The organism is Streptomyces sp. NPDC020742 (assembly GCF_040641675.1).
GTDB lineage: Bacteria > Actinomycetota > Actinomycetes > Streptomycetales > Streptomycetaceae > Streptomyces.
In genome coordinates this window covers 311407-337097 of sequence record NZ_JBFAEA010000002.1, presented here as the reverse complement: position 1 = coordinate 337097, position 25691 = coordinate 311407, and the positions used below count along the sequence as shown (strand labels likewise).

The window sequence follows — 25691 nt, the reverse complement described above, 5'->3', positions numbered from 1 at the left end:
GGGCCACACGCGGACACCACCGGGCCTGGGGCACCCCGGCCCCGGCGTGGCGCAGCTCACCGCGGAGGTGGCGCTGGGGCCCTGGCGGCCGGGGCGCGGGTACAGCCGGACACAGCCCCGTCGAGCGGCCGAGGCGCAACGGCCGACGGCGGCCGACGCCACCCCTCAGCCTGCTGCCGGATACCGTCGGATCACCACCGGCGACTAACGGCCAACGACCACGACCAACGGCCGGCAGCCAGGCTCCGCAGTGTGGCGCCACCGAGCGGAGCACCACCGGGCCGGGCCGCCGGGCGGCACCATCGAGCGGGGTCGAGGGACCGTCAGTCGGACGACTGCAGGTCCGGGCGTCCGGGCGTCCGGGTGTCCGGGTGTCCGGGTGTCCGGGTGTCCAGACCTCCGGACGTCCCTGCGGATGCGGTCAGTTGACGTCCGCCTCCGTGCCCGGGCCCCGCCCGCCCTCCGTCAGCAGGCGGGCCAGGTCGACGACGTCATCGACGATGACATCGACACCGGCGGGCGCCGGGACCGGGGCGGCGTCCGGGCCCCACTCCAGCGGGCGCGGGATGTAGGCGGTGCGCAGTCCGGCGCCGGCCGCCGCTTCCAGGTCATCCGGGTGGCAGGCGACCATCAGGAGCTTGCCCGGCTCCACGCCGAGCAGTTCGGCGGCCCACCGGTAGACCCGCGGGTCGGGCTTGTACGACGTGACCAGCTCGGCCGAGAGGACACAGTCGAAGCGGAGCCCGGCGTGCTTGGTGAGGCGGGTGACCTGGCCGACCCCGCCGTTGGAGAGCGTCGCGGTGATCACCGGGCTGTGGTGCAGCCGTTCCAGGCCGGCCGCGGCGTCCGGCCAGGCGGGCAGCCGGTGCCAGGCCCGGACGAGCGCCTCCCGGTCGGCCTCACCCAGCGCGTCGAGTCCATGGGCGTCAAGCGTCTCGTCGAGGGTGACCCGGTGCAGCGCGTCCAGCGGGATCCAGGGCACCTCCCCCGTGACGACCCTGAGCAGGGCGGGCCGGTAGCGGCGGCGCCAGGTGTCGGTGACGGCGGGCCAGTTGGCGTCCAGCCCGGCCCGGGTGCCGATACGCGCCAGCACCTCGGCCACCCCGGACCGCCAGTCGGTCAGCGTCCCGAACACGTCGAACAGCGCGACCTCGATGCCCAACTCGATGCCCGAACCGCCGTCCCCGCTCCTGCTCTCACTCCCGGTCATACCGTCCCCCTTCACAGCCCCTCCGAACGTGGTCTCGCCATGATCCTACTGATCGGTTACGACCGCGATCGGGTGCGGGGCAAGCCAGTTGGGACGGCTGGGGCGGGTGTGGCGCATAGCCATACGGGCGCGGACCAGCCGGCACCGGTGGCAGTCGCCGCGGCAGTGGGGCGGGCACCGGGACGCCCGCCGGCTACTCGAACCGCGTGGTGTCGCCCGCCCCACGGCGCACGATCTCCGCGCCGCCGCCGGAGAAGTCGATGACGGTGGTCGGCTCGGTGCCGCAGTCGCCCGAGTCGATCACGGCGTCCACCACGTGGTCGAGCCGTTCCTTGATCTCCCAGCCCTGCGTCAACGGCTCGTCCTCGTCCGGCAGGAGCAGGGTGCTGGAGAGCAGCGGCTCGCCCAGTTCGGCGAGCAGGGCCTGGGCGACGACGTGGTCCGGGATGCGGACCCCGACCGTCTTCTTCTTGGGGTGCAGCAGCTTGCGCGGCACCTCCCTGGTCGCGGGGAGGATGAAGGTGTAGCTGCCGGGCGTCGCCGCCTTCACCGCGCGGAACACGTCGTTGTCGATGTGCACGAACTGCCCCAGCTGCGCGAAGTTCTCGCACACCAGGGTGAAGTGGTGACGGTCGTCAAGGTTCCGGATCGACCGGATCCGGTCGATGCCGTCGCGGCTGCCCAGCTGGCACCCGAGCGCGAAACAGGAGTCCGTCGGGTACGCGACGAGGGCGCCGGAGCGGATACTGTCCGCCACACTGCCGATCGTGCGCCGCTGAGGGTTCTCCGGGTGTACGTCGAAATACTTCGCCATCCGCCGAGTCTAGGTGACCGAAACCGCTCGTTCGTCAGGTCGGGCCGCCGCCCTCTCCCGCGTACCTGGCCCGCGCTTCGCGCAGGGCGGCGTCGAAGTCGCGCTGGGTGTCGTCGCACCAGTGCAACAGATCGGCGAGGACGTGCCGCAGGGTTTCGCCGGGGCTGCGGCGCCAGCCCTCACCGGACAGCGTGTACGTCAGCAGCGCCTCATTGGCGCGTCGCACCGCCGCATCGTGGGCGTTCGGTGTCGGTGTCCCCATCGCGCCGTCCCCTCTCGTCTCCGCTCGAACCCAGAAAACTACAGTGCACTGTATATTTGCAATCTACTTCAGTATTTCCATTCCACCGGCCGACTTCCGGCCGATCACGGGGGCGGGTACACATGGCGACAAGCTCGGCGGCGCTGCGCACGGTGACGGCCGTCCGGTATGTGACCCCACTGAGGAGCGGTGGCTCCGTCCCCGGCCTCGTGGAGGCGGACGACCTGGGGACGTACGTCGTCAAGTTCACCGGCTCGGCACAGGGGCGCAAGGCGCTCGTGGCGGAGGTGATCGTGGGCGAGCTGGCCCGCCGACTCGGGCTGCGGGTACCGGAGTTGGTGATGGTGCGGTTCGATCCGGAGGTCGCCGCGGAGGAGCCCCACCAAGAGGTGCAGGACCTGCTCCACGCCAGCGCGGGGCTCAACCTCGGCATGGACCATCTGCCGGGAGCCGCCGACTTCACGCCGGACGCGCTCGCCATCGACCCCGCGGAGTCCGCCAGGATCGTCTGGCTCGATGCGTTCACGGCCAACGTGGACCGCACGGTGCACAGTACGAATCTGGTGACCTGGCCGACCTCCGGACACCACCGGCCCCGCCTGTGGCTGATCGACCACGGTGCCGCATTGGTCTTCCACCACCGGTGGGAGAACGCGGCGGACGCGGTCGGGAGGGCGTACGACGTCCGTTCCCATGCGCTCGGTTCGCCCGGCCTGGACCTGGCCGCGGCGGACGCCGAGCTCTCCCCCCGCGTGACGGTGCCGGTGCTGCGCGAGGTCGTCGCCGCCGTGCCGGACGTATGGCTGGCCGACGAGCCGGGCTTCACCTCACCGGACGAGGTGCGCGACGCCTACGTCCGTCACCTCGCCTCCCGCGTACGGCTCGGGGAGCGATGGCTGCCCACGGCCACGGACTTCGGGCCCCGGACACCGCACTACACCGCACCGCACTGCACTGCACTGCAAAGATGAAACGGATGGCAAAGTCGCAGTCGGATTAGACTCGCGCCATGAGCGAAGGGCTGCGCGAGCGCAAGAAGCGGCAGACTCGGCAACGCATCTCCGAGGTGGCCATCGGCCTGTTCGTGGCGCGGGGCTTCGACCGCGTGACCATCGCTGAGGTCGCGGCAGCGGCGGAGGTCTCGGTCAACACCCTCTACAACTACTACGAGTCCAAGGAAGACCTGGTCCTGCCGCCGGACCAGGCCTCGCCCCGGCGGCTCGCCGACATCGTGCGCGACCGGCAGCCCGGCGAGTCCGCGGCGCGGGCCGTACTCGCCCAGTTGCGGGACGAGGTGCGACGCCGCGACCGCACGGTCGGCCTCACCGAGGGCTTCGGTCGCGTCTTCGACATGATGCGGGCCGCCCCCACGCTCACCGCCCGGCTGGAGGACCTCGGCCGGCAGATGACCGATGCACTGGCCGCCGTCCTGGCCGAGGAGACCGCGGCGGCGCCCGACGACCAGATGCCGCGCCTGGTGGCCAGCCAGATCGGCTGGTTCCACTCGCTGGTCTACAGCGAGATCGGCCGGCGACTGGTCGCGGGCGAGCGGCCGAACGCCATCGCCGATGCCCTCCTCGACCTCCTCGACCTGGTGGAGGACTCGCTCGGCCCGCGTACCCTCGGCTACGCGCCCCGCTGACCGGCCGCCCACCGGGGACACACCTCTACTGACTGGCCCTCAGCCGAGCGGGCGGAACGGCGATGGCGCGGCACCCCTCAGCGCAGCGCGAGCGTCAACGCAGCGGCAGCGTCAGCGCGGACGGATCGGTCGTGGAGGAGCCGAACGACACACTGCTTCCCCGCGGGCTACGGCCGCCGTACAGCGGGTCCTTGGTGTCCACGACCAGCGCCAGCCGGTGACCTGCCGGCAGGTCGTAGGCGGTGGCGAACAGTGAGACGTCCAAGGGGAAGGCTCGCCCCGGTCGCTGCCCCGACCAGCTTTGCGGCGCATGCGAGATCAACTTGCCCACGCCCAGGGCATTCACGTCGTAGAGGTAGGCGAAGGCGGTGCCCTGCGGCGCGGACGCGGTGACCGTGGTGTGCAGTCGCGCGGCACCGCGGAGGTGCTGCTCCGTCGCGTAGGGCGTCGTCTGCCATACGGCGGCGGACCGGCGCGGCAGCAGCGGGACGACGACGACCGGCGGGAGGTCGGCGACCTGGTCCAGCAGCCCGGACAGGTCGGCGACCCCGCCGTCCGCGCCCGAGTCCGTGCCCCCGACGATCCGCTTCCGCCAGCCGGTCCCGGCGGTCCCGCCCAGCGCCCCGGTGCCGGTGAGGCCCGGGCCGCCCAGCCGGAGGTGCGCGGTACGGGAGCTGACGGAGCGCCAGTCCGGGTACGTCTCGTGCCTGCCGTTCGGCCGGATCTCCAGTTCCACCGCGGACCGTTGGATACCGTCCCTGCCGCTGCTCCTCCCGGTGCTGCCGGCGCCCTTGAGGTGCTGATCGAGCCAGCGGCGCGCGCCGGCCCAGGTCGCGTTGTCCAGCCCCAGCAGGCCCGTCAGCTCCTGCGTGGCGTGGTCCCCGGGGCGCAGTTCCAGCCGCTTGGGGCCGGTCAGCTTCTGGTAGAAGGCGGTCATCTGGCTGGGGTTGAAGATGCCGTCGCCCCAGGCATGGGCCAGGAGGACGGCGGTGCCGTGGGCATTGATCCGGTCCACATAGGTGGCGGGGGACCTGGTGTGCGCCCAGGCGAGGACCTCGGGGATGTCGCGGTCGGCGAAGAGGTCCGCCAGGATCCGGGAGAACTCCGGGCTCCTGCGGCCGGTGGGCGTCTGGATCGCGGTCAGCACCGCGGCGGCCTGGAGGTGCCGGGTCCGTCCGCTGTAGAGCGAGTCGGCCAGGTCCCCCCAGCCGCTCATCGCCGCGACCGCCTTGATCCGCGGGTCGAAGGCGGCACCCAGCAGGGTGAGGCCTCCGCCCAGGGAGAGCCCGACCATGCCGATGCGCTGGTGGTCGGCCGGGGTGTGGGCGAGGGCCCAGTCGATCACGGCGGACACATCGGAGACGTCCTTGGGGCCCGCGACATCGACCTGCCCTCCGGAGCGCCAGAATCCCCGCACGGTGTAGGTGACGGCGACATAGCCGTCGGCGGCCAACCGCTTGCCCTGGGCCACGTACTCCAGGTCGTTCTGCCCCCAGCTGGCCGGCTGGACGACCAGGGGGTACCGGCCCTTCCGGTCGGCGCCGGGGGTGCCGGGAGCGGGGGTGAACACATCGGCCGCGAGGACGGTGCCGTCCTTCATCGGTATGTCGGCCAGACGGAACGACGGCGCGGCGTGCGCGGCCTTCGCGGTGTGGGCGGCGTTCACGGTGTGCCCGGTGTTCGCGGCCTTCGCGGTGTGGGCGGCGCGCGCACCCTTCGCGGCGCGCCCGGCGTTCGCGGCGTTCACGGTGTGCGCGATGGCGGCCGTGGAGACCGTGGCGGCCTGGGAAACCCTGGCCGGGGGCCCGGGGCGTCGGGGCGCCGCCGATGCAGGATCCCCGGCGAGGGTGCCGCTCATGACGAGGGCAAGGGTGAGGACCGGGGCAACCACTGTTCCTCGTACGGCAGTTGCGGTCCTACGCCGGCCGTGAAGTCTGCCGGTGCTACGGCGGGATCGCGCCATCGATGCTCCATCGGGATCTGACCGGGGTGTCACGGTGACACCCGTCCGGTGCGGTGGTTCCGGAGCGTAGGGGCGCACCATCGGCCCCGGTGAGACCATGATCAGCCATAATTACCCGTGGGTAACGGGGCCAGCGCCAACCACCCCCGGAGCGGGGGCCGGCCCGGGAGGGACCAAGATGGCGCGTGAGTGGCCTATCCGACCGGGCGGCGGTCGATGGGGGTGAGCGGTGCGTGGAAGGTCACCGCCCGGCGGCGCGTTCCGGACCACGGAGCCGGTACCGCCTCGACGGTGCGGGCCAGTTGGTAGGCGAGGTCTTCGTAGTTGACCCGCCAGCCCCGGAACTGCGGCCAGGCCTCTTCCGGGGTGCGCTCCATCGGGTAGCCCTGCGCCGACATCCGCTCCACACCCCGCAGGAAGTCCTCGTAGTCCAGCCGTACCGCATCGCCCGGATGAGGATCGGGGTTGTACGGGATGCCTTCGATGTCGGCGAGTTCGCGCAGGCAGACGAAGCCGGCGCGCAGCGCCATTCGCACTTCGGCCTGCGGCTGGGAGGGGTTGAACGCCAGCCGTAGGGCCGCGGCGTCCAGCACCGACAGCAGAGCGATCAGCCAGTTGCGGTGCGCCTTCGGGGACCTGAAGTGGATCAGGATCGGATAGGTGGTGTGGCTCTCGCTCACTCCGGCGCTCCACCGCTCCCAGTTGCGGAACAGCTCGGTGAGGCTGTCGAGCAGGTCGACCTGCGCATAGCGGGCCAGGATCTCCGGCCCCCATGGGGGACTTCCGGCCCGGGCCTGCAACAGGGTGACCTCGGTCTCCCTGCTCTGATAGGCGCCGTAGAGCGCGGGCAGATAGCCCACCTGCAGGCCGATCACGATCGGTCCGGTGACCGCGGCGCAGAAGTCGATGGCGTTCAGCGTCGCCCGGTTGCCACTGGCGAAGCCGAGCGTGAACAGCGAGGAGCCGGACTCGATCAGTGCGTCCCTGACGCCGAGTTGACTCACCGCCGCCTCCAGCAGCGCGTAGCCGACCATGAAGGACACCAGCCAGCTGAGCAGGGTGACGACGATGGCGACCGGTGCCATGGGGACGAGCACCCGGTCCTTGCCCTCGGCGGTCGGCACCCGGTCGGCCACCAGCCGGAACAGCTCCAGCACCGCCCGCTGCACGAAGCGGCTGAAGCCGGAACGCGTCGGTCGGGGAATCACCAACGAGTGCAGGACCGAGGAGAAGCTCCTCAGCACGATGACCGCACCGGCCACACCCAGCAGTACCCGCACCACCGCGTCCGCTCCCGTCCCTGCCCGGTTCCGTCCCCGTACGGTGGACTCCCGGTCGGTTCCCCGTCTGGATTCCGTGCCGGTCCGGTTGCCCTGCCGGTCCGGAAACCGTTCCGTCCGGCCGGTCTCCGCACGCGGTCTCGACGAAGGAAGCGTACGGGGCGCGCTCGTCGAGAGGTTCGATCCGGGGGGGAGGTGGCGGTGTCGCGCCGCCCCGGCGCCTCGCCCGCACGTCCCGCGTGACCCGTTCCCGGACCGGGCGCCGTCGCCTTCGGTTAGGGTCTGCGCATGATGCTTTGACGCCTGCCCGCCCAGCGGGCACCCCCGCGACCTCCTTCGTCAGTCGCACCCGACACCGGGACCCGGGAAGCCGGGACACCACCCACCGGACACTCGACGCCGGACCTCACGAAGGAGACCCCACCCCATGAGCCCGTCGGCAATGATCGACGTCCCCGACGCGTTCGCCGCGTCCTACCGCACCCACGGCGCCGAGGCCGTCGCCTGGCTCGCCGAGCTTCCCCGACTCGGCGGCCGCTTCCTCGACCGTTGGGCACTACGACCCGACGGCCCGGCCGCTTTCGGCATGGCCTCGCTCGTGCTGCCCGTCACGCGGGCCGACGGGACTCCCGCGGTCCTCAAGCTCCTCCAGCTCCGGGAGGAGACCCGCGGCGCCGCCACCGGGCTGCGGGCGTGGCGGGGCAACGGCGTGGTGCGCCTGCTCGACCACGACGAGGCGACCGGTACCCAACTGCTGGAACGGCTGGATGCGACCCGGACGCTGTCATCCGTGGCCGATGACCGCACGGCCCTGCGGATCCTGGCTTCGCTGATGGCCCGGCTCACCTCGGTGCCCGCCCCGCAGGGCCTGCGGCGGCTGTCCGACGTCGCCGCGGCCATGCTCGACCAGGTGCCGCGGGCCGTCGAGTCGCTCCGCGACCCCGCCGAACGGCAGTTGGTGCGCACCTGCGCGTCCGCCGTCGCCGAGCTGATCGACGAACCCGGCGACCGCCTCCTCCACTGGGACCTGCACTACGACAACGTCCTCGCCGGGGAGCGGGAGCCCTGGCTGGCCATCGACCCCGAACCGCTGGCCGGCGACCCGGGGTTCGAGCTGCTGCCGGCGCTGGACAACCGGTGGGAGGAGGTGACGGCGACGGGTGACATCGCCAGGGCCGTGCGCCACCGCTTCGACCTGCTGACCGAGGCCCTCGGCCTGGACCGGCAGCGGGCAACCGGCTGGACCCTCGGCCGCGTTCTGCAGAACGCCCTGTGGGACGTCGAGGACGGCGGGGTCGCGCTGGAGCCGGCCCAGGTCGCCATCGCCACCGCCCTGCTGCACCGCCGGCGGTAGCGGCCTCCGCCGCGGATCAGCGGGTGACCGCCCCGCTCGGCGCGGCGGTCACCCGTAGACGTACGCAGTGGGGGCGGTCGCCGCGCCGCCGGGGGGGTGACGGTCACCGTGGCCCCACCGGCGGCGTGCGGCGGGGCGATGGCCTTCAGGTCCGGTACGACCTGGTGTTGATGACGCGCACGGTGCCGTCGCCGTTGCCGGTGACGTACGCCAGCTCGCCGTCCGGAGCCCTACTGGGCGGTTCCCTACTGGGCGGTTCCCTACTGGGCGGTTCCCTGCTGGACGGTGCTCTGCTGGCGCGGCCCCCACGCTCAGACGTTGGGGGAGCCGACCCGGGTGTACACCACCGGCGTGCTGGTGCCGCCCGGCGTGACCACGCTGATGTTGACCGGCCCGGGTGCCCCGGACAGGGCATCGACGACGACATGCGTGTCGGAGACGACGGTGAACGACGTGGGGGTGCCTCCGAACAGCACCTGGGTGGTCGGGCCGAGCCCGGTTCCGGTCAGGGTGACGGTGTTGCCACCGGCGGCGGGGCCCTGGGTCGGGCTGATCGCGATGACGACGGGGGCGGCCAGATAGGTGTAGGAGACCGGGTTACTGGTCCCGCCGGCGGAGGTAACGGTGACGTTGACCGGTCCGACCACTCCGGCGGGTACCACCGCGTTGATCTGGGCGTCGGAGACCACCGAGAAGCTGACCGCGGGGGTGCTGCCGAAGCGGACCGCGGTGGCCTCGATGAGGTGGCTGCCGGAGAGGGTCACGGTGTTGCCACCGGCGAGGGGGCCGACGGCCGGGGTGACCGCGGTGAGGAGCGGGGCGCTGACGTAGAAGTAGGCGCTCGGGAGGGTGCTGCTGCCGCCCGGTGTGGTGACCGTGACCGCGACCGCTCCGGCGGTTCCCGGCGGTGCCACCGCATCGATCCGGGTCGAGGAGACCACCGTGAAGGACAGCGCCGGGGTGGCACCGAAGGTGACGGAGCTGGCCGAGGTGAAGTTGGTGCCTGTGAGGGTGACGGTGTTCCCGCCCGCGGTGGGACCCTGGGTCGGGCTGACGCTGATCAGCGTGGGGGTCGCGGCGTAGGTGAAGGAGAGGCCGTTGCTGGTGCCGCCCGGGGTGGTGACGGTGACCTGGACGGTGCCGGTGCCGGGCGGCGCGACGGCGGTGATCTGGGTGTCGGAAACCACGGTGAACGAGGTCGCCGGAGTGCTTCCGAAGCGCACCGCGGTGGCACCCGACAGACCGGTCCCCGTCAACGTCACCGCCGTACCGCCCGTCGTGGCGCCGGAGTTGGGTGTGATCGAGGACAGCGAAGGAACCGGCGCCGCCACATAGGTGAACGTCACACCGTTGCTGGTCCCGCCCGGCGTCACCACCGTCACCTGCACGGTCCCCGTACCCGCCGGAGCCACCGCGGAGATCTGGGTGTCCGACACCACCGTGAACGACGCCGCGGGAGTGCTTCCGAAACGCACCGCGGTGGCACCCGACAGACCCGTCCCCGTCAACGTCACCGTCGTACCACCCGCGGCAGGGCCGGAGCTGGGCGACACCGACGACAACGACGGCACCGACACGTACGTATACGACACACCGTTGCTGGTCCCGCCCGGCGTCACCACCGTCACCTGCACGGTCCCCGTACCCGCCGGAGCCACCGCGGAGATCTGCGTGCTCGACACGACCGTGAACGACGTCGCCGCGGTACTCCCGAAACGCACCGCGGTGGCACCCGACAGACCCGTCCCCGTCAACGTCACCGCCGTACCGCCCGACGCAGGACCGGAGTTCGGCGCCACCGACGACAACGTCGGAACCGGCGCCGCCACATACGTGAACGCCACGCCATTGCTGGTCCCGCCCGGCGTCACCACCGTGATCTGCACGCTCCCGCTCCCCGCCGGGGCCACCGCGGAGATCTGGGTGTCCGACACCACCGTGAACGACGTCGCCGCGGTACTCCCGAAACGCACCGCGGTCGCACCCGACAGACCCGTCCCCGTCAACGTCACCGTCGTACCGCCCGACGCGGGGCCGGAGTTGGGCACGGCCGAGGTCAAGGCGGGAACGGGGGTGGCTCCGTAGGAGAACATCACGAACTGGTTGCTGGTGCCGCTGGGGGTGGTGACGGTGACCTGGACCGTCCCGGTACCGGCCGGGGAGGTGGCGGTGATCCGGGTGTCGGAGTTGACCACGAACGAGGGCGCTGGGGTGGGGCCGAAACGTACGGCGGTGGCCCCGGTGAAGGCGGTGCCGTTGACCGTGACACTGGTGCCGCCCCCGGCCGCACCCCCGGTGGGGGAGACCGAGGTCACGGTGGGGCCTGCCGCGGCCAGTGTGTGGGGGGTGGATTCCGTCGTCGGGTTGTTGGTGCGGGACATGGGCGTGGTCCTTCCCAGGGGGGATCGCCCGTCCGGCCGCCGGGGAGCGAGCCGGAACGGGCCCTGCACGTTGCGGTGGACCCGGCCAGGAGCCGCCGGGCGGCCCCTGGCCGGGGAGGTACTGCTAGCCTGCGCAGGAGCGCAGGGTTCGTCGGCCGGCGGAGGGTCAGATACCGGGCGAGCTGACGTAGGTGTAGGCACCGGCGGCGGTCGCGGCGCCGCCGCTGGTGGTCACCACGACGTCCACCGCACCGGCGGTCCCGGGCGGGGTGACGACGGAGAGGCTGGTGTCGCTGATGACGCTGAACGGTGCCGCGTTACCGTCGAAGGTGACCGACTGGGTGGTCGAGAAACTGGTACCGGTGATGGTCACCACGGTGCCGCCGGAGGTCGATCCGGAGGTCGGGCTGAGCGAGGTGACGGTGGGCGCGTCGACGTAGGTGTAGGACAGGCCGTTGTTGGTGCCGCCAGCGGTGGTGACGCTGACGCTGACCGGGCCGGGCGCGGCACCCGCCGGTACGGTGACGGTGAGCTGGCCGTCGTTGACCACGGTCGGGGTCGCGGCGTTGGCGCCGAAGTTGACGGCGCTGGCGGTGGACAGGCCGGTCCCGTTGATGGTGACGGTGTTGCCACCGGCGGTCACACCCACGGCGGGCGAGAGGTTGGACTTGAAGGGCGCACCGATGTAGAAGAACTGCAACGGGTTGCTGGTGCCACCGGGGGTGGTCACGGTCACCCCGACCGTGCCACTACCGGACGGGCTGATCACGGTGACCGAGGTGGGGGTGTTGGCGGTGATGGTCGCTGTCTTGGTGCCGAAGTGCACCGAGGTGGCGCCCGCGAGGTTGGTACCTGTGATGGTGACCGTGGTCCCACCCGCGGTCGATCCCTGATTCGGGCTGATGGGCATGGAGCTTCCTCCTGTGTCGAGGTGGGTGAAGGGAGTGCCGAACCGGACCGGGCGGCTGGCGGCCGCCGGCGGTGCGGGGAGGGCACGGAACGGCCGATGGGGTGGCCATCCGTCGCGGGGCCGGAGTGCCGGCCCGTACCGTCAGGAGCAGCCCTGGACGCTGCCCGACGGAGCGCAGTTGTCGGGGGTGTTGTTGCTGACGTTGCTCGCCAGCAGGGTCGCTCCCCCGGAGTTGACGTAGATGCCGCCGCCCGTGCCGGCGGTGTTGCCGGTGACGGAGCTGGTGGTGAGCGATACGGCACCGTTGTCGGTGTAGATCCCTCCCCCGGCGACCGCGGTGTTGCCGGTCACGGCGCTGGAGACCAGGGAGACCGTCCCTCCGAGGTTGGAGATGCCGCCTCCCGGATAGGGGGACACCGCGCTGCCACCGCGGACGGTGACGCCGGCCATGCTCAACTGCCCCTTGGTCCCCGGTACGTTGGCGGCACCCTCGACCTCGATGACCCGGAAGGCCGGGGCGTTCGGGGCACGGCCGATGGTGTTGCCCATGCCCAGCACGGTGATCGGTGCGGTGATGGGCGGGAGTCCCACGGGGCCGGCCGGGCCTGAGCCGTGTGAGCTGGTGATCTGGTAGTTGCAGAAGGGCAGCAGTACCAGGGTGTCACCACCGGCCGCGTTCGCCGCGTTGATCGCGTTCACCAGCGCGTTCTCGCTGCACAGGACGGGGGTCTGGGCGTGTGCGGTGGTCGGGACGGCGGTGAGCCCCACGGTCAGGGCACAGACACCGGCGAGGGAACACAGGGTACGGACAGGTCGCATAACGCCCCCGGGGGAGAGGTGGCCTGGGCCGCTGTAGTCCGGACCGCGCCTGTCGGGCGGCACGGTCCGGTGGTCGCACGTCCTCTACCGGGGAAGGGCAGCGCCACAGTGTCAGGGAGCCGCCCACGTCTGCACCTCGCACGCTGGGGCAGAACGGCCGGAAAGGCCTGCTGACACTCCCCGGAGAGGGATGGGCGGCCCACCGGATGAAGTGCGTCCAGTTACGCACCGGAGGGACGACGCGGACAATGGCGTTGACGCCTTGTCACTCGGATGGCAGAGCGTGTTTCGCGGGGGACGCACCACCGTGCCTCACGCCAGTGGCGCGCGCCGGAGCGGGAGGTCGATGAACCGGCCCTGTGGGGAGGGGCGTTGGGGCAGGAGGGGCCCGGGTGCCGGGCGGGCACCACACGACTCCGGCGGATCACCGCTGGGGTGATCCGCCGGAGTGGTGGTGGGTCGGTAACGGGCCGGGTCAGGCGGTGCCGCGCTCCTGGCGGCGGCGCAGCAGCAGGAAGCTGGCGGTGGCGCCGGCGGCGAGCACGGCCGCGCCGATGCCGACCGGGAAGACGGGGAAGCCGGAGGCGTCACCGGCCGAGGCCGTGTTCTGCATCGCGGGGCCCGGGTCGATCTTCGTGGCGACCGGCGCGACGTGCCGGATCGGACCGACGGAGCGGACCGAGCCGTCGGTGTTCAGCAGGACCTGCCGGTTGTTGGGGCTCCGGAAGTCGAACATGCCCCGCAGCGAGCCAGCGCGGGCGTCGAAGGAGGCATCGCCGATCCGACCGGTGTGCCAGTTGTCCTCGATGAACTTGATGACCGAGGTCTGCTCGGTCGGGGTGTGGTCGATCGCGTTGACCTTGCTGTACGGCGAGATCACCAGCAGCGGCTGGCGGGTGCCGGGGCCGCAGCGGTCCGCGTAACCGCCGGCGGGCGCGGGGCCGGCCTGGCAGGCGGGGCTGTCGGTGGGCTTGCCGTTGGAGCCGGTCGAGGTGTCGCGGGAGCCGTTGCGCGGCTTGGCGTAGGCGTGGTCGTACCAGCCGTCGGAGTCGTCGTAGGCGATGACGACCGCGGTGTCCTTCCACTGCGGCGACTGCTGGATGTGGTTGATCTGGTTGACGAGGAAGTGCTGTTCGTCGATCGGGTCGGAGTAGGCGGCGTGCGCGTCCTGGTACTCGGGCGCCTTGAGGAAGCTGACCGCCGGGAGCTTGCCGGCCTTGAGCACGGCGTCGAAGTCGGTCAGGTCGTAGTTGTGGTTGGCCCGGCCGGCGTGGCCGATCTCGTCGACGCTCTTCGGCGGCAGGTGGTGCGGGTTGGCCGTGGACCGGTAGTACTGGAAGGGGGAGTGGTGCGGGCTGTAGTCGACGGCCGCGGCGCCCCCGACGTTGGTGTGGGTGGTCCCGCCGCACCGGGCGTAGTGGCTCGCGTCGCCGTCCCAGGCGGTGCTGGGGCGGAAGCCACCCTGGAACCAACCCCAGCTCACATGCCGGGAGTTAAGGACGTCACCGATGTTCCGCCCCTGCATGGCGGCGAGCGCGTTCTTGCTGGTGTGGTCCTTGTTGGAACAGTCGTCGTACGCGGGGTCCGGGTCGTTGACTACCGTGCCGACGCCCTTGGCGTCGGGCGACTGCACCGCGTCCGGGTCGGGGGTGTCGGTCTGCCGGGGGTGCTCGGTGCCGGAGGCCGGGTCCATGGAGACCACCCCGTGCGTCTGGCCGGAGACCAGGTTGAGGGCGCCGGGGGTGGACGGGCCGTAGGTCGTGCCGAAGGAGCGGTCGTTGAGCGCGTAGTGCTGGGCGTAGTTCCACAGGCCGGTGACAGTGTTGCCGTCGTAGTAGTCCATCACCAGTCCGGGCTCGCCGAAGAGCCCTCCGGAGCACTTTCCGGAGTCGGTGTTCTGGACGAACCGGTCGGCCTTGCCGCCGTTGTAGGCGTACTGCTCGGGCCCGTAGTCGTGCGTCTGGTCGCAGGTCATGGCCTGCTCGGGGGTGAGCCGCTTGGGCGGGTACTGGTTGGGGTTGTGCTTGAGCAGCCCGGCGGTGCGCAGGTTGTCGATGTCGCGGGGCGTGCCCTTGGCGGGGGTGAACTTCGTGCCGTCGGTGTTGGCGGCCTTGGGGTAGGTCGCGAAGTAGTGGTCGAAGGAGATGTTCTCGTCGAAGAGGACCACCACGTGCTTGATGGGGGTGGCCGTACGGGAGTCGGGGTGCTGCGGGCCGGCGGCGCCGGCGGGCGCTCCCCCGGCCAGGACCGCGAGGGCGGCGGCACCCGTGAGCGCTCCCAGGCGCCGTATCGTTGCTCGTCTTCCCCTACTGGCCATGCTGTTCATCCTCCGGACAGGGACGCGGTGCTGCGGTTACGGCCGGATGCTCGATCGGGCGGACAGCGGCCCGGCAGAGCCATGATGGCGCCGGGGTGAACACTGGGTCAGGTATGCCTGGTCAAACCTTGACCGGGTGTTGACTCTTTTGGATCAGCCGTGGCCATGATGGATCCGTTTTGTCGTGATCGACCGTGTACGCGGCCGGGGGCCGGCCCGCCCCGGCCCCGGCGGCTACGGCCGGCCGAGCAGCGTCCGGCCGAACCAGTCCGAGGCGTCGCGTACGCCCGGGAAGGCGAAGAAGTAGCCGCCGCCGAAGGGCGTGATGTAGTCGGTCAGCGGCTCGCCGGCCAGCCTGCGCTGTACGGTCTCGAACTGCCGGGCCGGGTCCTGCTGGTAGCAGCAGAACAGCAGGCCCATGTCGAGGTTGCCGTTGCGGTCCACTCCCCTGTCGTAGTTGTAGGCGCGGCGCAGGATGCGCTGGCCGGCGGTGCCCGGCGTGCGGGGGTTGGCCAGCCGGATGTGGCTGTCCAACGGGATCACCTCGCCCTTGGGGTCGCCGGGGTAGTGCGGGGTGTCGTGTTCCCGGTCGCCGTCGAGCGGAGCGCCGGTCTCCCGGGCCCGGCCGAACATCCGCTCCTGTTCGCTCAGCGAGACCCGGTCCCAGAACTCCACCAGCATCCGGATCAGCCGTACGACCTGATAGCTGCCGCCGACCGCCCAGTCCGGCTCGCCGCTGTCCCGCCCCACCCAGACCAGCCGGTCCATCTCCCGGGCGCTGCCCGCGTCGGGGTTGGCGGTGCCGTCCTTGAACCCCATGAGGTTGCGGGGCGTTCCGGAGGGGCGGGGCGGGCTGGTGAAGCCGTCCAGCCGCCAGCGCGGCTGCATACCGCCGCGGGTGTGCCGGGCGATGTCCCGCAGGGCGTGCAGCACGGTGTCGGTGTCGTCGGCGCACAGTTGGAGGCTCAGGTCTCCGTGGCACCAGTCGGCCTGTAGGTCGTCGTCGGGGAACGCGGGCATGGCGGTCAGCCGGCGCGGCGCCCGGTCGTGCAGCCCGAAGCGGTCGTCGGCGAAGAGCGCCGCGCCCGCACCGAGCGTCACCGCCAGCGCGCCGCCGGGGACCTGGGAACCGAGGAGGCCGGAGTCGGCGGGCGGACCCGTGATGCCGAGCGGTGAAGGGGTGCCGCCGCCGGTCAGGAACCGGGCCCGCTCGGTGACGGTACGCAGCAGATCGGTCAGCTCCCGGCGGTTCTTCGCGGTGACGTCGAAGGCGCAGAACGCGGTGACCCGGCGGGGCGCGGCCAGCACCGACGCCTGGTGCGGACCGTGGAACGGGGCGACCGGTGCGCCCGGCGGCAGCAAACCGGGGCCGGGCGTCGGCACCGTCACCCCGTCGTGCGACGCGCCCCGGGCGGACGGGGCGCCGCCGGCCGCGAATCCGGCGCCGGCCAGCGCCGCGCCGCGCAGGAAGCCCCGCCGGCCGACGCCGGCCGCACCGTCTCCACCGGGCACCGCGGTCTCCTCGCTCACGCCGTCCTCCGCGCATCGCACAGCGTCGCCACCGACGCCAGCCGTTCCACCAGGTCCCCGACGAGCGCGTCGATCCGCTCCCGCGGGCGGCGGTCCAGGTCGTCCAGCGGTGTCCACCGCCCGTCCCGCCGGAAGCCGTCGAGCAGCTCCTGGGCCCGCTTCAACTCGTCCTCCACCTGCGGGAGTTCGGGGTAGCGGCCGACCAGCAGGGGGCGCAGCCGGCTCAGTACGGCCCGAGTTCCGTCGAGGTTGGCGCGGGCGGTGGCGAGGTTGCTTCCGCTGCCGTAGTCGGTACGGCCGGTCAGCTCGAACTGCAAGGTGTTCTCCAGAATTTCGTGCGCCCGCAGGCCGAGGTCCCGCGGTTCCATACGGGCCTGCGCCCAGTCGTCCCGCAGCGTCTTCACCTCGTCGACGAGCCCGGCGGCCGGGGCGCGCAGGGTGCCGGCGGACCGGTCGTGCCACAGGCCGTACTCGATGCGGTGGAAGCCGGTGAACGCCGGATCCCGGACGCCGCCGGGCAGGCCGGCATCGGTGCCGTTGATCTTCCCGTCCGCGTCGCCGAAGGTTCCGTAGGCCGCACCCAGCCGTTCGTAGGCGAGGTGGGCGGAGAGCCAGTCCGTGCGCGCGGCGGCCAGGTCGCCGCGCGCCACCGCGTCCCGCAGCCGCCCGGTCCGCCGGACGAGGTCGTCCAGGCCCGTGGCGACCCACTTCTGGTACTCCAACGCCGGCGGGATCAGGTCGTGTTCGGTGACCGGGGCCGCCGCCGGTCCGCCGGGGCCGCCACCGCGCACCCGGACGGTGGGACCGGTGATCGCGTCGGTGTCGTCCGGCAGACAGCGGAAGGCGTACGTCCCCTGGCCGAGCCGGACCCGGAGCTGCCGGGTGGTACCGGGCCCGATGCCCTCCACCTCGCCGTGCACCGCGCCGTTGCCCGGCGTCAGCAGGTACACCTCGGCCGCGGCGTCGGAGGTGTTGTGCAGATCGAAGACCTGGGTCCCGGGGCGGGGGTGCTGCCAGCCGCGTCCGCAGTGGCTCGGCGACACCTCGATGCCGGTGTGCCGCAGCCCGTCCGCGGCGGCCGGCCCCGACCGGGCACCGTCGTCCGCCCCGGCCGCCGTCAGCAGCAGAGCCGTCACCAGGCCACCGGCGAGGAGCGCGCCCCCGATGCGCCGGGCCCGGGGCGCGTGCAGTGCGGTGAGGCCGGATCGCGGCACTCCGGCCTCCCGAGGAGTCGTGCAGATCGTTCGGCGCGCCTGCCCGCAGGGCACGGCGCACACAGCGGTCGGTCGCGTCCGGGCGGTGCCCCGTCCGCGCGGGGCGGCGGCCGCGACCGCCCCCATGCTAGGCAGCCGGGCGCCTTCGGACAGCCGTTCGCCGGAAGAGGTGCCAAGAGTTCGCCGGTGGTTCACCGGGCCGTCGTCCGCCCCGGGGGTCCGGCAGCGGCCGGTGCCCGCTCAGCCGGACGACGGCGGGGTGGCCAGCGCGGCGCGTACCAGCTCCTCCGCGTAGGCCGGCGTCAGCCGCTCCGGGCGGAACAGGATGCGGTACATCAGCGGTGCGACGACGTGGTCGAGGACCGCGTCGACCGTGGGGGCCGTCTCGCCGCGGGCGGCGGCACGGGCCAGGACGGCGTCGATCTGGTCGGCGGCGTACGCCGAGCAGCGCCCGGCGTTGCTGCCGTCCGGGTCCCCGAGCAGGGCGTCGCGGATGGCGGCACGCCCCGGGCCGGAGGCCATCTCGTCGAGGAACTGCCGGGCCCAGGTGGTCAGATCCGCGTCGAGGCTGCCGCGGTCGGCCGGCGGCTCTTCGGGGCGCAGGCGCTCGACCGCGACGTCCGAGAGCAGTTCGTGGAGGTCGCCCCAGCGGCGGTAGATCGTCGACGGGGTGACCCCCGCACGGGCCGCGACGGCCGGTACGGTCAGCGCCGCGCGGCCCTGCTCCGCCTCGATGTCCCGCACGGCGGCGTGCACGGCCGCCTGCACGCGGGCACTGCGCCCCCCGGGGCGGGACATGGGCTTGGGGGTCATGGCCGCACCCTAACGCACCTCCGTCGCGCCCGGTCCGGCGCTCGGCGGGCCGGCCCGATGGGGTGCCGGACGCGGCGCCGCCCCGCCGTCACCAGCGCCTTCAGGGCCGTGCGCGGTCTCGTAGGCGTGCCCGGCACGCAGCACGGTGGCCTCGTCCAGGGGACGGCCGATCAGCTGCATGCCGATGGGGAGCCCGGCCCAATCGCGACCGACCGGCAGGCTCAGCGCGGGCAGGCCGGTGATGTTCGCGGGAGCGCAGAGGCGGACGTACGCGTCGGAGACGCTCTCGGTGCTGCCGTCCGGCCACTCGACGCTCTCCCGGCCACGCTCGACGGCCGTCATCGGCACGGTCGGCCCCGCGAGCACATCGACCCTGTCGAAGAGGTCCAGCCAGGCCCGGCGCATCAGGGTGCGGGAGCGCTGGGCACGCAGGTGGTCGGCGGCCGACACCAGGGTGCCGGCCTCCAGGAGGACCCGTACGTCCGGCCCGTAGAGCTCGGGGACGGTGCGCAGGGTGCGCTCGTGGTAGGCGGTGGCCTCGGGGACCATCAGGCCCCACTGCGTCGCCTGGACGTAACGGGCCATCGGGATCCGGACCTCGACGAGTGCGGCGCCCAGGTCCGCCATCCGTGCCAGGGCGGTGCGCACGGCGGCCTCGACGTCGGGGGTGACCCGGTCGAAGTAGTAGTCGGCCGGTACGCCGATCCGCAGGCCGGTGAGGTCGCCGTCCGGCGGGAGGAGGGAGGCGGCCGGCGGGGTGCGCAGGGCGGCCGGGTCGCGCGGGTCGTGGCCGGTGAGCGCGGACAGCACGAGCGCCGCGTCCCGCACCGTGCGGGTGAGCGGGCCGACGTGATCCAGGGACCAGGACAGCGGGACCACGCCGTGCCGGGGGACGAGGCCGTAGGTCGGCTTCAGGCCTACCGTGCCGTTCAGCGCCGCGGGCACCCGGATCGAGCCGCCGGTGTCCGTTCCCAGGGCGAAGGTGGCCTCGCCGGCCGCCACCGCGACCGCCGAACCGCCGCTCGACCCGCCGGCGACCCGCCCCTGGTCCCAGGCGTTGCGCGTCTGAGGCGTCGTCAGTCCGTAGGCGAATTCATGGGTGTGCGCCTTGCCCAGCAGGACCGCGCCGGCCTCGGCGAGCCGGGCGGCAACGGTGCTGTCCGCCTGCGCGAGGTGGCCGGCGCGGACGCGGGAGCCGGCGCCGGTCGGCAGCCCGGCCGCGTCGATGATGTCCTTCAGCGCGAAGGGGATGCCGTGCAGGGGGCCGCGGTACCGGCCGGCCGCGATCTCCCGCTCCGCCCGTGCCGCCGCGCGTCGCGCCGCTTCTCCGGCCACCGTGGCGTAGGCCCCGAGGCGCGGGTCGACGGCATCGATCCGTTCGAGCACGGACTCGGTCAGCTCCACCGGGGAGAGGCCGCCCTCCCGTACGGCGGCCGCCGCGTCGGCGAGGGTCAGATCAGCGGGGTGCATCGGGGAGCTCCTCGGCAACGGTGTACGTGGCGGCGGGCGGGGTCTCCATGAAGTCCAGTTCGCGCAGGGTGGCGAGGACGGTGTGGAGGTGCTGCGCGGTGGCGGCCACCGCGGCCTGGCGGTCGGCCGCCAGGGGGAGGCCGTCGCGGAGCGCCCAGCGGGCGGCCTCCTGCTCGGTGAGGGGTGGGGACTGCGGGGAGTGTGGGGGGTGTGGGGAGTGCATGGCGGGTCCTCGGTGGTGTCGGGTGGTGGAGGTGGTCGGTGCGGCGACGCGACGCCAGGCCGACCAGCCCGGAAACCATAAAAGCGAAATGTTTGCGTTAGGTGAGCCTAGCGGCTAGCCTGCCGCTATCGCAAACATTTCGCTTTTACTTCCCAGGTGACCACGCCCCCACACCAACGGAGACCCCGATGGACCGCCCCTCAGCCCCCACGTCCCCCATGAACACCCCGGCCCCCGCACCGGCCTGGACCGTGGGAGAGCTCACCGTCCACCGCATCGACGAGGTGCCGCTGCCCGAGGCGACCGGTCCCTGGCTGCTGCCGGCGGCGACCCCGGAGGTGGTGGACCAGGTGCCCTGGCTGCGGCCCGACTTCGCGGACGACGCGGGGGTGCTGCACCTGGCCAGCCAGAGCTTCGCGTTCGTGGCCGACGGCCGGCGAGTGCTCGTCGACACCGGGATCGGCAACGGCAAACCGCGCGCCAACCCCGCCTGGAACGACCTCGACAGCGACTACCTCACCCGGCTCAGCGCGGCCGGCTTCCCCCCGGAGTCCGTCGACCTGGTCGTCCTGACCCATCTGCACACCGATCACGTCGGGTGGAACACCCGTGCGGAGGGCGGGACATGGCGGCCGACCTTCCCCAACGCCCGCTATCTGACGGCCCGCACGGAGTGGGACCACTGGGCGGCGGCGGACCTCGACGAGGCCCGGCAGCAGATGTTCCGGGACTCCGTCCACCCCATCAGGGAGGCCGGTCTGCTCGACCTCGTCGACGTACCGGACGAGGGGACCACCATCGCCCCCGGCGTCCGACTGCTCCCCACACCGGGGCACACCCCCGGCCACCTCGCCGTGCAGCTGCGCAGCGGCACCGCGGGCGCCCTGATCACCGGTGACGCGATCCACCACCCGGTACAGCTGGCCCACCCCGACATCACCAGCTGCGCCGATGTCGACCCCCGCCAGGCCGCGGCCACCCGACGGCAGTTGCTGGCGTCGCTGGCCGACACCGGCACCCTCCTCCTCGGCACCCACTTCCCCGCGCCCAGCAGCGGACTGGTGGTGCGGTCCGGGAGCGACGGGTACCGACTGTCGCCCGCCCCCGGGGGCTCCGGGCACCACCCGGAACCCCGTACCTCCACACCGTCCGCCTGAGGGACGCTCATCCGCCGAGCCGCTCCCCCCCGTGGCGGCGGGGCCGGCTCGCGGGGAGGCGGGCCGGCTCACGGCGGGGGCGGGGCTGGCTCACGGCGGGGGCGGGGCCGGCCCATGTGCCGGGGGAACCGGCTCACTTGTGGGCGGATCCGGACCGGGGGCTGTAGGACGTCAGAAAGCGGTTGCGGAAGGTGTCCATCCGCCACACCGGGGACGTGGGTCCGGGCTGCAGGCCCTCGTGCCAACCCCAGCCCTTGATCCGGTCCAGCACCGCCTGGTCGCGGGCGACGATCGCGACCGGTACGTCGTGACTGGCGTTCTCGCCGGTCACGGTGGTCACCGGCTGGTGGTCACCGAGGAAGACCAACACCGTGTTCTTCTTGCCGTACTTGGCGAGGTAGGAGGTCAGGCTGTTCAGCGAGTACTGGATGGCGTGCCCGTATTCGGTACGCACCTGGGCCGGGTCCTTCCACACGTCCGCCGGCTTCTTGCCCGCCTTCTGGATGGCGTCGTAGACCGAACCGTCGCCCACCTGGTCCCAGCCGATCATCTTGGGCAGCGGGGCCCAGGGGTTGTGGCTGGAGGTCAGGATGATCTCCGACAGCAGCGGCTTCTTGCCCGGCTTGCCGTGCTGGAGCCGCTCGAACGACGCCAGGCTGTACTGGTCGGGCATCCGCGACCAGCTGAACATCGGGCCGTGGTAGCCGAGGTTCCGGGAGTCGTACACAGTGTCCAGGCCGTAGAACGAGGCCTCCGGCCAGGAGCGGCTGACGCCGGGCATGATGCCGACGGTGCGCCAGGCGTGGGTCTTCCGGAAGGCACCGGTCAGGCTCATCCGGTCGCTGGAGGTGACGGTGCGGTAGCGCTGCTGGTTGGTGATCCACAGCCCGGACATGAAGGTGGAGTGCGCCAACCAGCTGCCGCCGCCGGCCGTCGACGAGGTCAGCCAGGCGCTCTCCGCGTGGAACCCGGCCTTGTCCAACTTGCGGTTCCCGTCCGCGAGGGCCGATCGGACCGGGGCGGACATCCGCGGGTCCTCGATCGCGCTGCGACCGTAGCTCTCGATGAAGGTGAAGATGACGTCCTTGCCGCGCAGCGCGGTCAGCAGCCGGTCGGACGGGGTGCCGCGGAAGGAGTCGTGGGCCGCCTCCTTGGCGAAGACCTGCTCGTCCCGGAAGCTGGCCCGCACCCGGTCCACCCGGGCCTCCGCCAGCCCGGCCGCGCTGCTGGCCGAGACCGGTACGCCGGCGAGTTGCGCCCCCAACGCGGTGCAGAGCGCCCAGACCGTCCCCAGGACGAGGGTGCCGCGGGTGGCCACCGCGCTGTGCCGGCCCATCAGGCGACTCAGCCGGACGACGGACAGCGTCATCGACACCATCACCAACAGGACCAGGAGCACCACCCCGATCACGGTGGCCATCGCTCCCGCCCGACCCGCCGAGTCCTGGAGGAACGACACCCCGTCACCGAACAGGCTCCAGTCGAGCACCGGGTCGAAGGGCCGGTCGAGCACCGTGTAGAAGCCCATGTCCAGGCAGTTCAGGAGGGTCAGCAGGCCGAGGCCGGCCCCCGCGAGCACGGCCGCGATCCGGCGCGGCCGGGGCGGCAGGAGCAGCAGGACCGCGGCGCCGAAGATCCCCTCCACCGGTATCCGGACGAACGCGCCGGGAGTGAGCTGGGTGAGCTGGTCGGGCAGCAGCAGCGCGGCCAGGACCAGCAGTGCCGCCAGCACCGTGGTGGTGTGCGCCAGGGCCCGTGCCGCCGCCGGGTACCGGGCGCGCAGGCCGCGGGCCGGATCGCCGGCCTCCTCCGCGCCCGGTACGGGGGTGTCCGGGTCCGGATGCTCCTCGGTGGTGTCCCGGTCGGTGTCCGGCAACTGGCGAGAGCGCGTGAAGAGCAGCACCCGAAGGTCCTTCCGTGCGAAACCCGGTGGTGATGTGGCGGGCGGGGCCGGTGAGGCAGGTGCCGCCGTTATCTGTACGTGGCGTAAGCGGCATCCGTTCAACGGGCACCGGCCGTACAGGTGATTCCTGCCGCGCTGTGGCCGGGCGGGTGTAGGGCGGCGCACCGGCAGGAAAGGAATAGGGCACCCCGATCGACCGATGTGACGCTGCCGCGACGCCGGTGAGCTGGGGAAACGCCCTCGCCTCCGACAGGCCCGAGCCCGCTGGCGGCCCGACCCACCCGAGGTTTTCGAGTTGAAGCACACGAGCACAGGCACGCCTCGCCCCCTCCTCGCCGGTGCCGGTGCGGCGGCCCTGGTCCTGTCCGCCCTCGCCCTCCAGAGTGCGGGCGCCGCCCCCCGCCCGGCTCCTGACCCTCCGTCGGCCGCCACCGCCGCGCAGCGCGCCCGGCAGATCGGCTCCAGCCTCGGCGCGGACGGCGCCGGCTCCTACTACGACGCCAAGAACCACAAGCTGATCGTCAATGTGACCAGTGAGACCGCCGCGGCCAAGGCGCGCGGCGCCGGGGCCGAGGTGCGGCGCGTCAAGCACTCGCTGGCATCGCTGGACGCCGCCCGTACGACGCTGCGGCAGCGGGCCTCGATCCCCGGCACGTCCTGGGCGATGGATCCGCGAGCCAACAAGGTCGTCATCACCGCCGACCGGACCGTACGGGGCAAGGACCTGGAGCGGCTCCGGTCGGTCACCTCCTCGCTCGGTGACCGGGCCACGCTCAGACAGTCGCCGGGCAGGCTCGCCCCGCTGATCGCCGGCGGCGATGCCATCTGGGGCAGCAGCGCACGCTGCTCGCTGGGCTTCAACGTCACCAAGGGCGGCCGGCCCTACTTCCTGACGGCGGGCCACTGCACCGGTGCGATGGGGAGCTGGTCGGCGGCGCAGGGCGGCCCCGAGATCGCCGTGTCGGAGGGCGGCAGCTTCCCCGGTGACGACTTCGGGCTGGCGCGGTACACCGACGACGAGGTGGCGCACCCCGGCGCAGTGGACCTCTTCGACGGCGGCAGTCAGCCCATCACCGGCGCGGCGGAGGCGATCGTGGGCCAGCGGGTGCGGCGCAGCGGCAGCACCACCCACGTCCGCGACGGCGATGTGCTGGCCGTCGAGGTGACGGCCAACTACCAGCAGGGGCGGGTCGACGGCCTGATCCAGACCGGCATCTGCGCGGAGCCCGGGGACAGCGGCGGGGCGCTCTTCGACGGCTCCGCCGCGCTCGGCCTGACCTCCGGCGGCCGGGGCGACTGCACCACGGGCGGCGAGTCCTTCTACCAGCCGGTCCGCGAGGCCCTGGAGAAGACCGGCTCCCAACTGGGCTGACCCCGCGGCGAAGCGGTGACGGCCGCTACGGGGCGCCCGGCCGTCGGAATCGGTGGCCGGGCGCCGAGCCGTCGGAATCGGTGGCCGGGGGCCGAGCCGTCGGAATCGGTGCAGAAACCCGGGCCGGAGCGGCGCAGGAAGGCCCCTTACGGGCCGTCGAGAGGGGTGTGGGCGGTGGGGCGCGGGGGCTTGGAGGGACCCGGGCCCGCCCCTGCCGCCGGCCGCACAAAGCGGCGCTCAACGGTCCGCCAACTCCCTTACGAGCTCGGCATTTTGCATTTCCGGGCCTACTCTCGCGGGACAGGGAAGGGGGACCGGATGGAGCGGAACATCCGCACCGTGGACGACGTACTCAGGCTCCTGGACGGGCTGTTCGCGCCGGGGGCCGACCGCTGGACGGGGGCCGGCGCCTCCTGGTGGGACGGCTTCTACGCGGACCGCGGCAAGCCGGTGCCGTTCTTCGTGGCGAAGCCCGACGAGAGCCTGGTCTCGTACCTCGAACGCGGACTGGTCACCTCGGGGCGCGCGCTCGACCTGGGCTGCGGCCCGGGGCGCAATGCGCTGCACCTGGCCGCCGCGGGCTTCGAGGTGGAGGCGATCGACCTCTCCCCCACCGCCATCGACTGGGCGAAGGACCGTGCCCGAGGGTCGGGGGCCGACGTCCGGTTCGTCTGTGGCGACGCCTTCGCCGCCGCGGACTGTGCACTCGCCGGGCCCTACGACCTGATCTACGACTCCGGCTGCTTCCACCACCTGCCGCCGCACCGCCGCATCAGCTATCTCGCCCTGCTGGACCGGGCATTGGCCCCCGGCGGACACCTCGCCCTGACCTGCTTCGCGGACGGGGCGATGGGCTCCGAACTCGACGACCACGAGTTCTACCGGTCGGCCCGGCTGCACGGCGGCCTCGCCTACACCGCACAGTCCCTGCGCGGGATCTTCGCCGACCTGACGGAGGTGGAGCTGCGCCGGATGCAGGACGAACCGCCGGAGTCACCCCGCTTCGGCGAGTCCTTCCTGTGGACGGGCCTGTGGCGCCGTCCCGCCGGCCCGTGAG

The 25691-nt window shown here is 72.6% G+C and carries 21 protein-coding genes and 1 pseudogene; 6 read left to right on the top strand and 16 right to left on the bottom strand.

What is annotated here, in order from left to right; translation table 11 throughout:
- Nucleotides 1-421: 421 nt before the first annotated feature.
- The 3 genes from AB0G84_RS05505 to AB0G84_RS05495 form a co-directional block, all read right to left on the bottom strand.
- Complete coding sequence (locus AB0G84_RS05505) at nucleotides 422-1210, bottom strand: haloacid dehalogenase type II (protein WP_361315871.1); 789 nt, start codon at nucleotides 1208-1210, stop codon at nucleotides 422-424.
- A gap of 193 nt (nucleotides 1211-1403) precedes the next feature.
- Nucleotides 1404-2024, bottom strand: coding sequence for an L-threonylcarbamoyladenylate synthase (locus tag AB0G84_RS05500; protein ID WP_361315869.1), 621 nt, complete (start codon nucleotides 2022-2024; stop codon nucleotides 1404-1406).
- Between the two features lie 34 nt (nucleotides 2025-2058).
- Nucleotides 2059-2250, bottom strand: coding sequence for a hypothetical protein (locus AB0G84_RS05495; RefSeq protein WP_361315867.1), 192 nt, complete (start codon nucleotides 2248-2250; stop codon nucleotides 2059-2061).
- Between the two features lie 158 nt (nucleotides 2251-2408).
- Here AB0G84_RS05495 and AB0G84_RS05490 point away from each other — a divergent pair, with 158 nt between their 5' ends.
- Complete coding sequence (locus tag AB0G84_RS05490) at nucleotides 2409-3257, top strand: HipA family kinase (RefSeq protein ID WP_361315865.1); 849 nt, start codon at nucleotides 2409-2411, stop codon at nucleotides 3255-3257.
- A gap of 38 nt (nucleotides 3258-3295) precedes the next feature.
- The gene (locus AB0G84_RS05485; RefSeq protein WP_361315862.1) at nucleotides 3296-3928 is read left to right on the top strand and encodes a TetR/AcrR family transcriptional regulator; all 633 of its coding nucleotides are present in this window, start codon (nucleotides 3296-3298) and stop codon (nucleotides 3926-3928) included.
- Nucleotides 3929-4022: 94 nt separating this feature from the next.
- Here the strand turns inward: AB0G84_RS05485 and AB0G84_RS05480 are convergent, their stop codons facing one another.
- Both AB0G84_RS05480 and AB0G84_RS05475 read right to left on the bottom strand, forming a co-directional pair.
- A complete protein-coding gene (locus AB0G84_RS05480) occupies nucleotides 4023-5786 on the bottom strand; it encodes a CocE/NonD family hydrolase (RefSeq protein WP_361315858.1) in 1764 nt (587 codons plus the stop codon).
- A gap of 299 nt (nucleotides 5787-6085) precedes the next feature.
- Nucleotides 6086-7174, bottom strand: coding sequence for a hypothetical protein (locus AB0G84_RS05475; RefSeq protein ID WP_361315856.1), 1089 nt, complete (start codon nucleotides 7172-7174; stop codon nucleotides 6086-6088).
- Nucleotides 7175-7598: 424 nt separating this feature from the next.
- On the opposite strand from AB0G84_RS05475, the gene AB0G84_RS05470 reads away from it, so the two are divergent.
- Nucleotides 7599-8525, top strand: a complete 927-nt coding sequence (locus tag AB0G84_RS05470; RefSeq protein ID WP_361315853.1) for an aminoglycoside phosphotransferase family protein — start codon at nucleotides 7599-7601, stop codon at nucleotides 8523-8525.
- Nucleotides 8526-8836: 311 nt separating this feature from the next.
- Here the strand turns inward: AB0G84_RS05470 and AB0G84_RS05465 are convergent, their stop codons facing one another.
- The 10 genes and pseudogenes from AB0G84_RS05465 to AB0G84_RS05420 all read right to left on the bottom strand — a co-directional run bounded on the left by AB0G84_RS05465 (nucleotide 8837) and on the right by AB0G84_RS05420 (nucleotide 20202).
- Nucleotides 8837-10039, bottom strand: a complete 1203-nt coding sequence (locus AB0G84_RS05465) for an IPT/TIG domain-containing protein (RefSeq protein WP_361316805.1) — start codon at nucleotides 10037-10039, stop codon at nucleotides 8837-8839.
- 123 nt (nucleotides 10040-10162) lie between these two features.
- A pseudogene (locus AB0G84_RS05460) lies at nucleotides 10163-10906 on the bottom strand (IPT/TIG domain-containing protein); the annotation flags it as partial.
- Nucleotides 10907-11072: 166 nt separating this feature from the next.
- A complete protein-coding gene (locus tag AB0G84_RS05455; protein ID WP_361315850.1) occupies nucleotides 11073-11816 on the bottom strand; it encodes an IPT/TIG domain-containing protein in 744 nt (247 codons plus the stop codon).
- Nucleotides 11817-11957: 141 nt separating this feature from the next.
- The gene (locus AB0G84_RS05450) at nucleotides 11958-12635 is read right to left on the bottom strand and encodes a hypothetical protein (protein ID WP_361315848.1); all 678 of its coding nucleotides are present in this window, start codon (nucleotides 12633-12635) and stop codon (nucleotides 11958-11960) included.
- 475 nt (nucleotides 12636-13110) lie between these two features.
- On the bottom strand, nucleotides 13111-14952 hold the full coding sequence (locus AB0G84_RS05445) for an alkaline phosphatase family protein (RefSeq protein WP_361315846.1): 1842 nt from the start codon (nucleotides 14950-14952) through the stop codon (nucleotides 13111-13113).
- A 234-nt stretch (nucleotides 14953-15186) separates the two neighbouring features.
- Nucleotides 15187-16482, bottom strand: a complete 1296-nt coding sequence (gene efeB, locus AB0G84_RS05440) for an iron uptake transporter deferrochelatase/peroxidase subunit (protein ID WP_361315844.1) — start codon at nucleotides 16480-16482, stop codon at nucleotides 15187-15189.
- Nucleotides 16479-17696 (bottom strand): EfeM/EfeO family lipoprotein, encoded by a 1218-nt coding sequence (locus AB0G84_RS05435; protein WP_361315841.1) that lies wholly within the window; start codon nucleotides 17694-17696, stop codon nucleotides 16479-16481. The genes efeB and AB0G84_RS05435 overlap by 4 nt, the downstream gene beginning before the upstream one ends.
- Nucleotides 17697-17936: 240 nt before the next feature.
- Nucleotides 17937-18509, bottom strand: a complete 573-nt coding sequence (locus tag AB0G84_RS05430; protein ID WP_361315839.1) for a TetR/AcrR family transcriptional regulator — start codon at nucleotides 18507-18509, stop codon at nucleotides 17937-17939.
- Nucleotides 18510-18518: 9 nt separating this feature from the next.
- The gene (locus AB0G84_RS05425) at nucleotides 18519-19979 is read right to left on the bottom strand and encodes an amidase (protein WP_361315836.1); all 1461 of its coding nucleotides are present in this window, start codon (nucleotides 19977-19979) and stop codon (nucleotides 18519-18521) included.
- Nucleotides 19966-20202, bottom strand: a complete 237-nt coding sequence (locus AB0G84_RS05420) for a hypothetical protein (protein WP_361315833.1) — start codon at nucleotides 20200-20202, stop codon at nucleotides 19966-19968. Before AB0G84_RS05420 ends, AB0G84_RS05425 begins: the two co-directional genes overlap by 14 nt.
- A 218-nt stretch (nucleotides 20203-20420) precedes the next feature.
- Between AB0G84_RS05420 and AB0G84_RS05415 the strand changes: the two genes are divergently transcribed.
- Complete coding sequence (locus AB0G84_RS05415; RefSeq protein ID WP_361316803.1) at nucleotides 20421-21359, top strand: MBL fold metallo-hydrolase; 939 nt, start codon at nucleotides 20421-20423, stop codon at nucleotides 21357-21359.
- Between the two features lie 133 nt (nucleotides 21360-21492).
- Here the strand turns inward: AB0G84_RS05415 and AB0G84_RS05410 are convergent, their stop codons facing one another.
- Nucleotides 21493-23262, bottom strand: coding sequence for a sulfatase (locus tag AB0G84_RS05410; protein WP_361315830.1), 1770 nt, complete (start codon nucleotides 23260-23262; stop codon nucleotides 21493-21495).
- Nucleotides 23263-23557: 295 nt separating this feature from the next.
- On the opposite strand from AB0G84_RS05410, the gene AB0G84_RS05405 reads away from it, so the two are divergent.
- Both AB0G84_RS05405 and AB0G84_RS05400 read left to right on the top strand, forming a co-directional pair.
- Nucleotides 23558-24634 carry a S1 family peptidase gene (locus tag AB0G84_RS05405; protein ID WP_361315828.1) on the top strand — a complete coding sequence of 359 codons (1077 nt, stop codon included), beginning with the start codon at nucleotides 23558-23560 and terminating at the stop codon, nucleotides 24632-24634.
- A 318-nt stretch (nucleotides 24635-24952) separates the two neighbouring features.
- Nucleotides 24953-25690 (top strand): class I SAM-dependent methyltransferase, encoded by a 738-nt coding sequence (locus AB0G84_RS05400; protein ID WP_361315825.1) that lies wholly within the window; start codon nucleotides 24953-24955, stop codon nucleotides 25688-25690.
- The last annotated feature ends 1 nt before the right edge of the window (nucleotide 25691 follow it).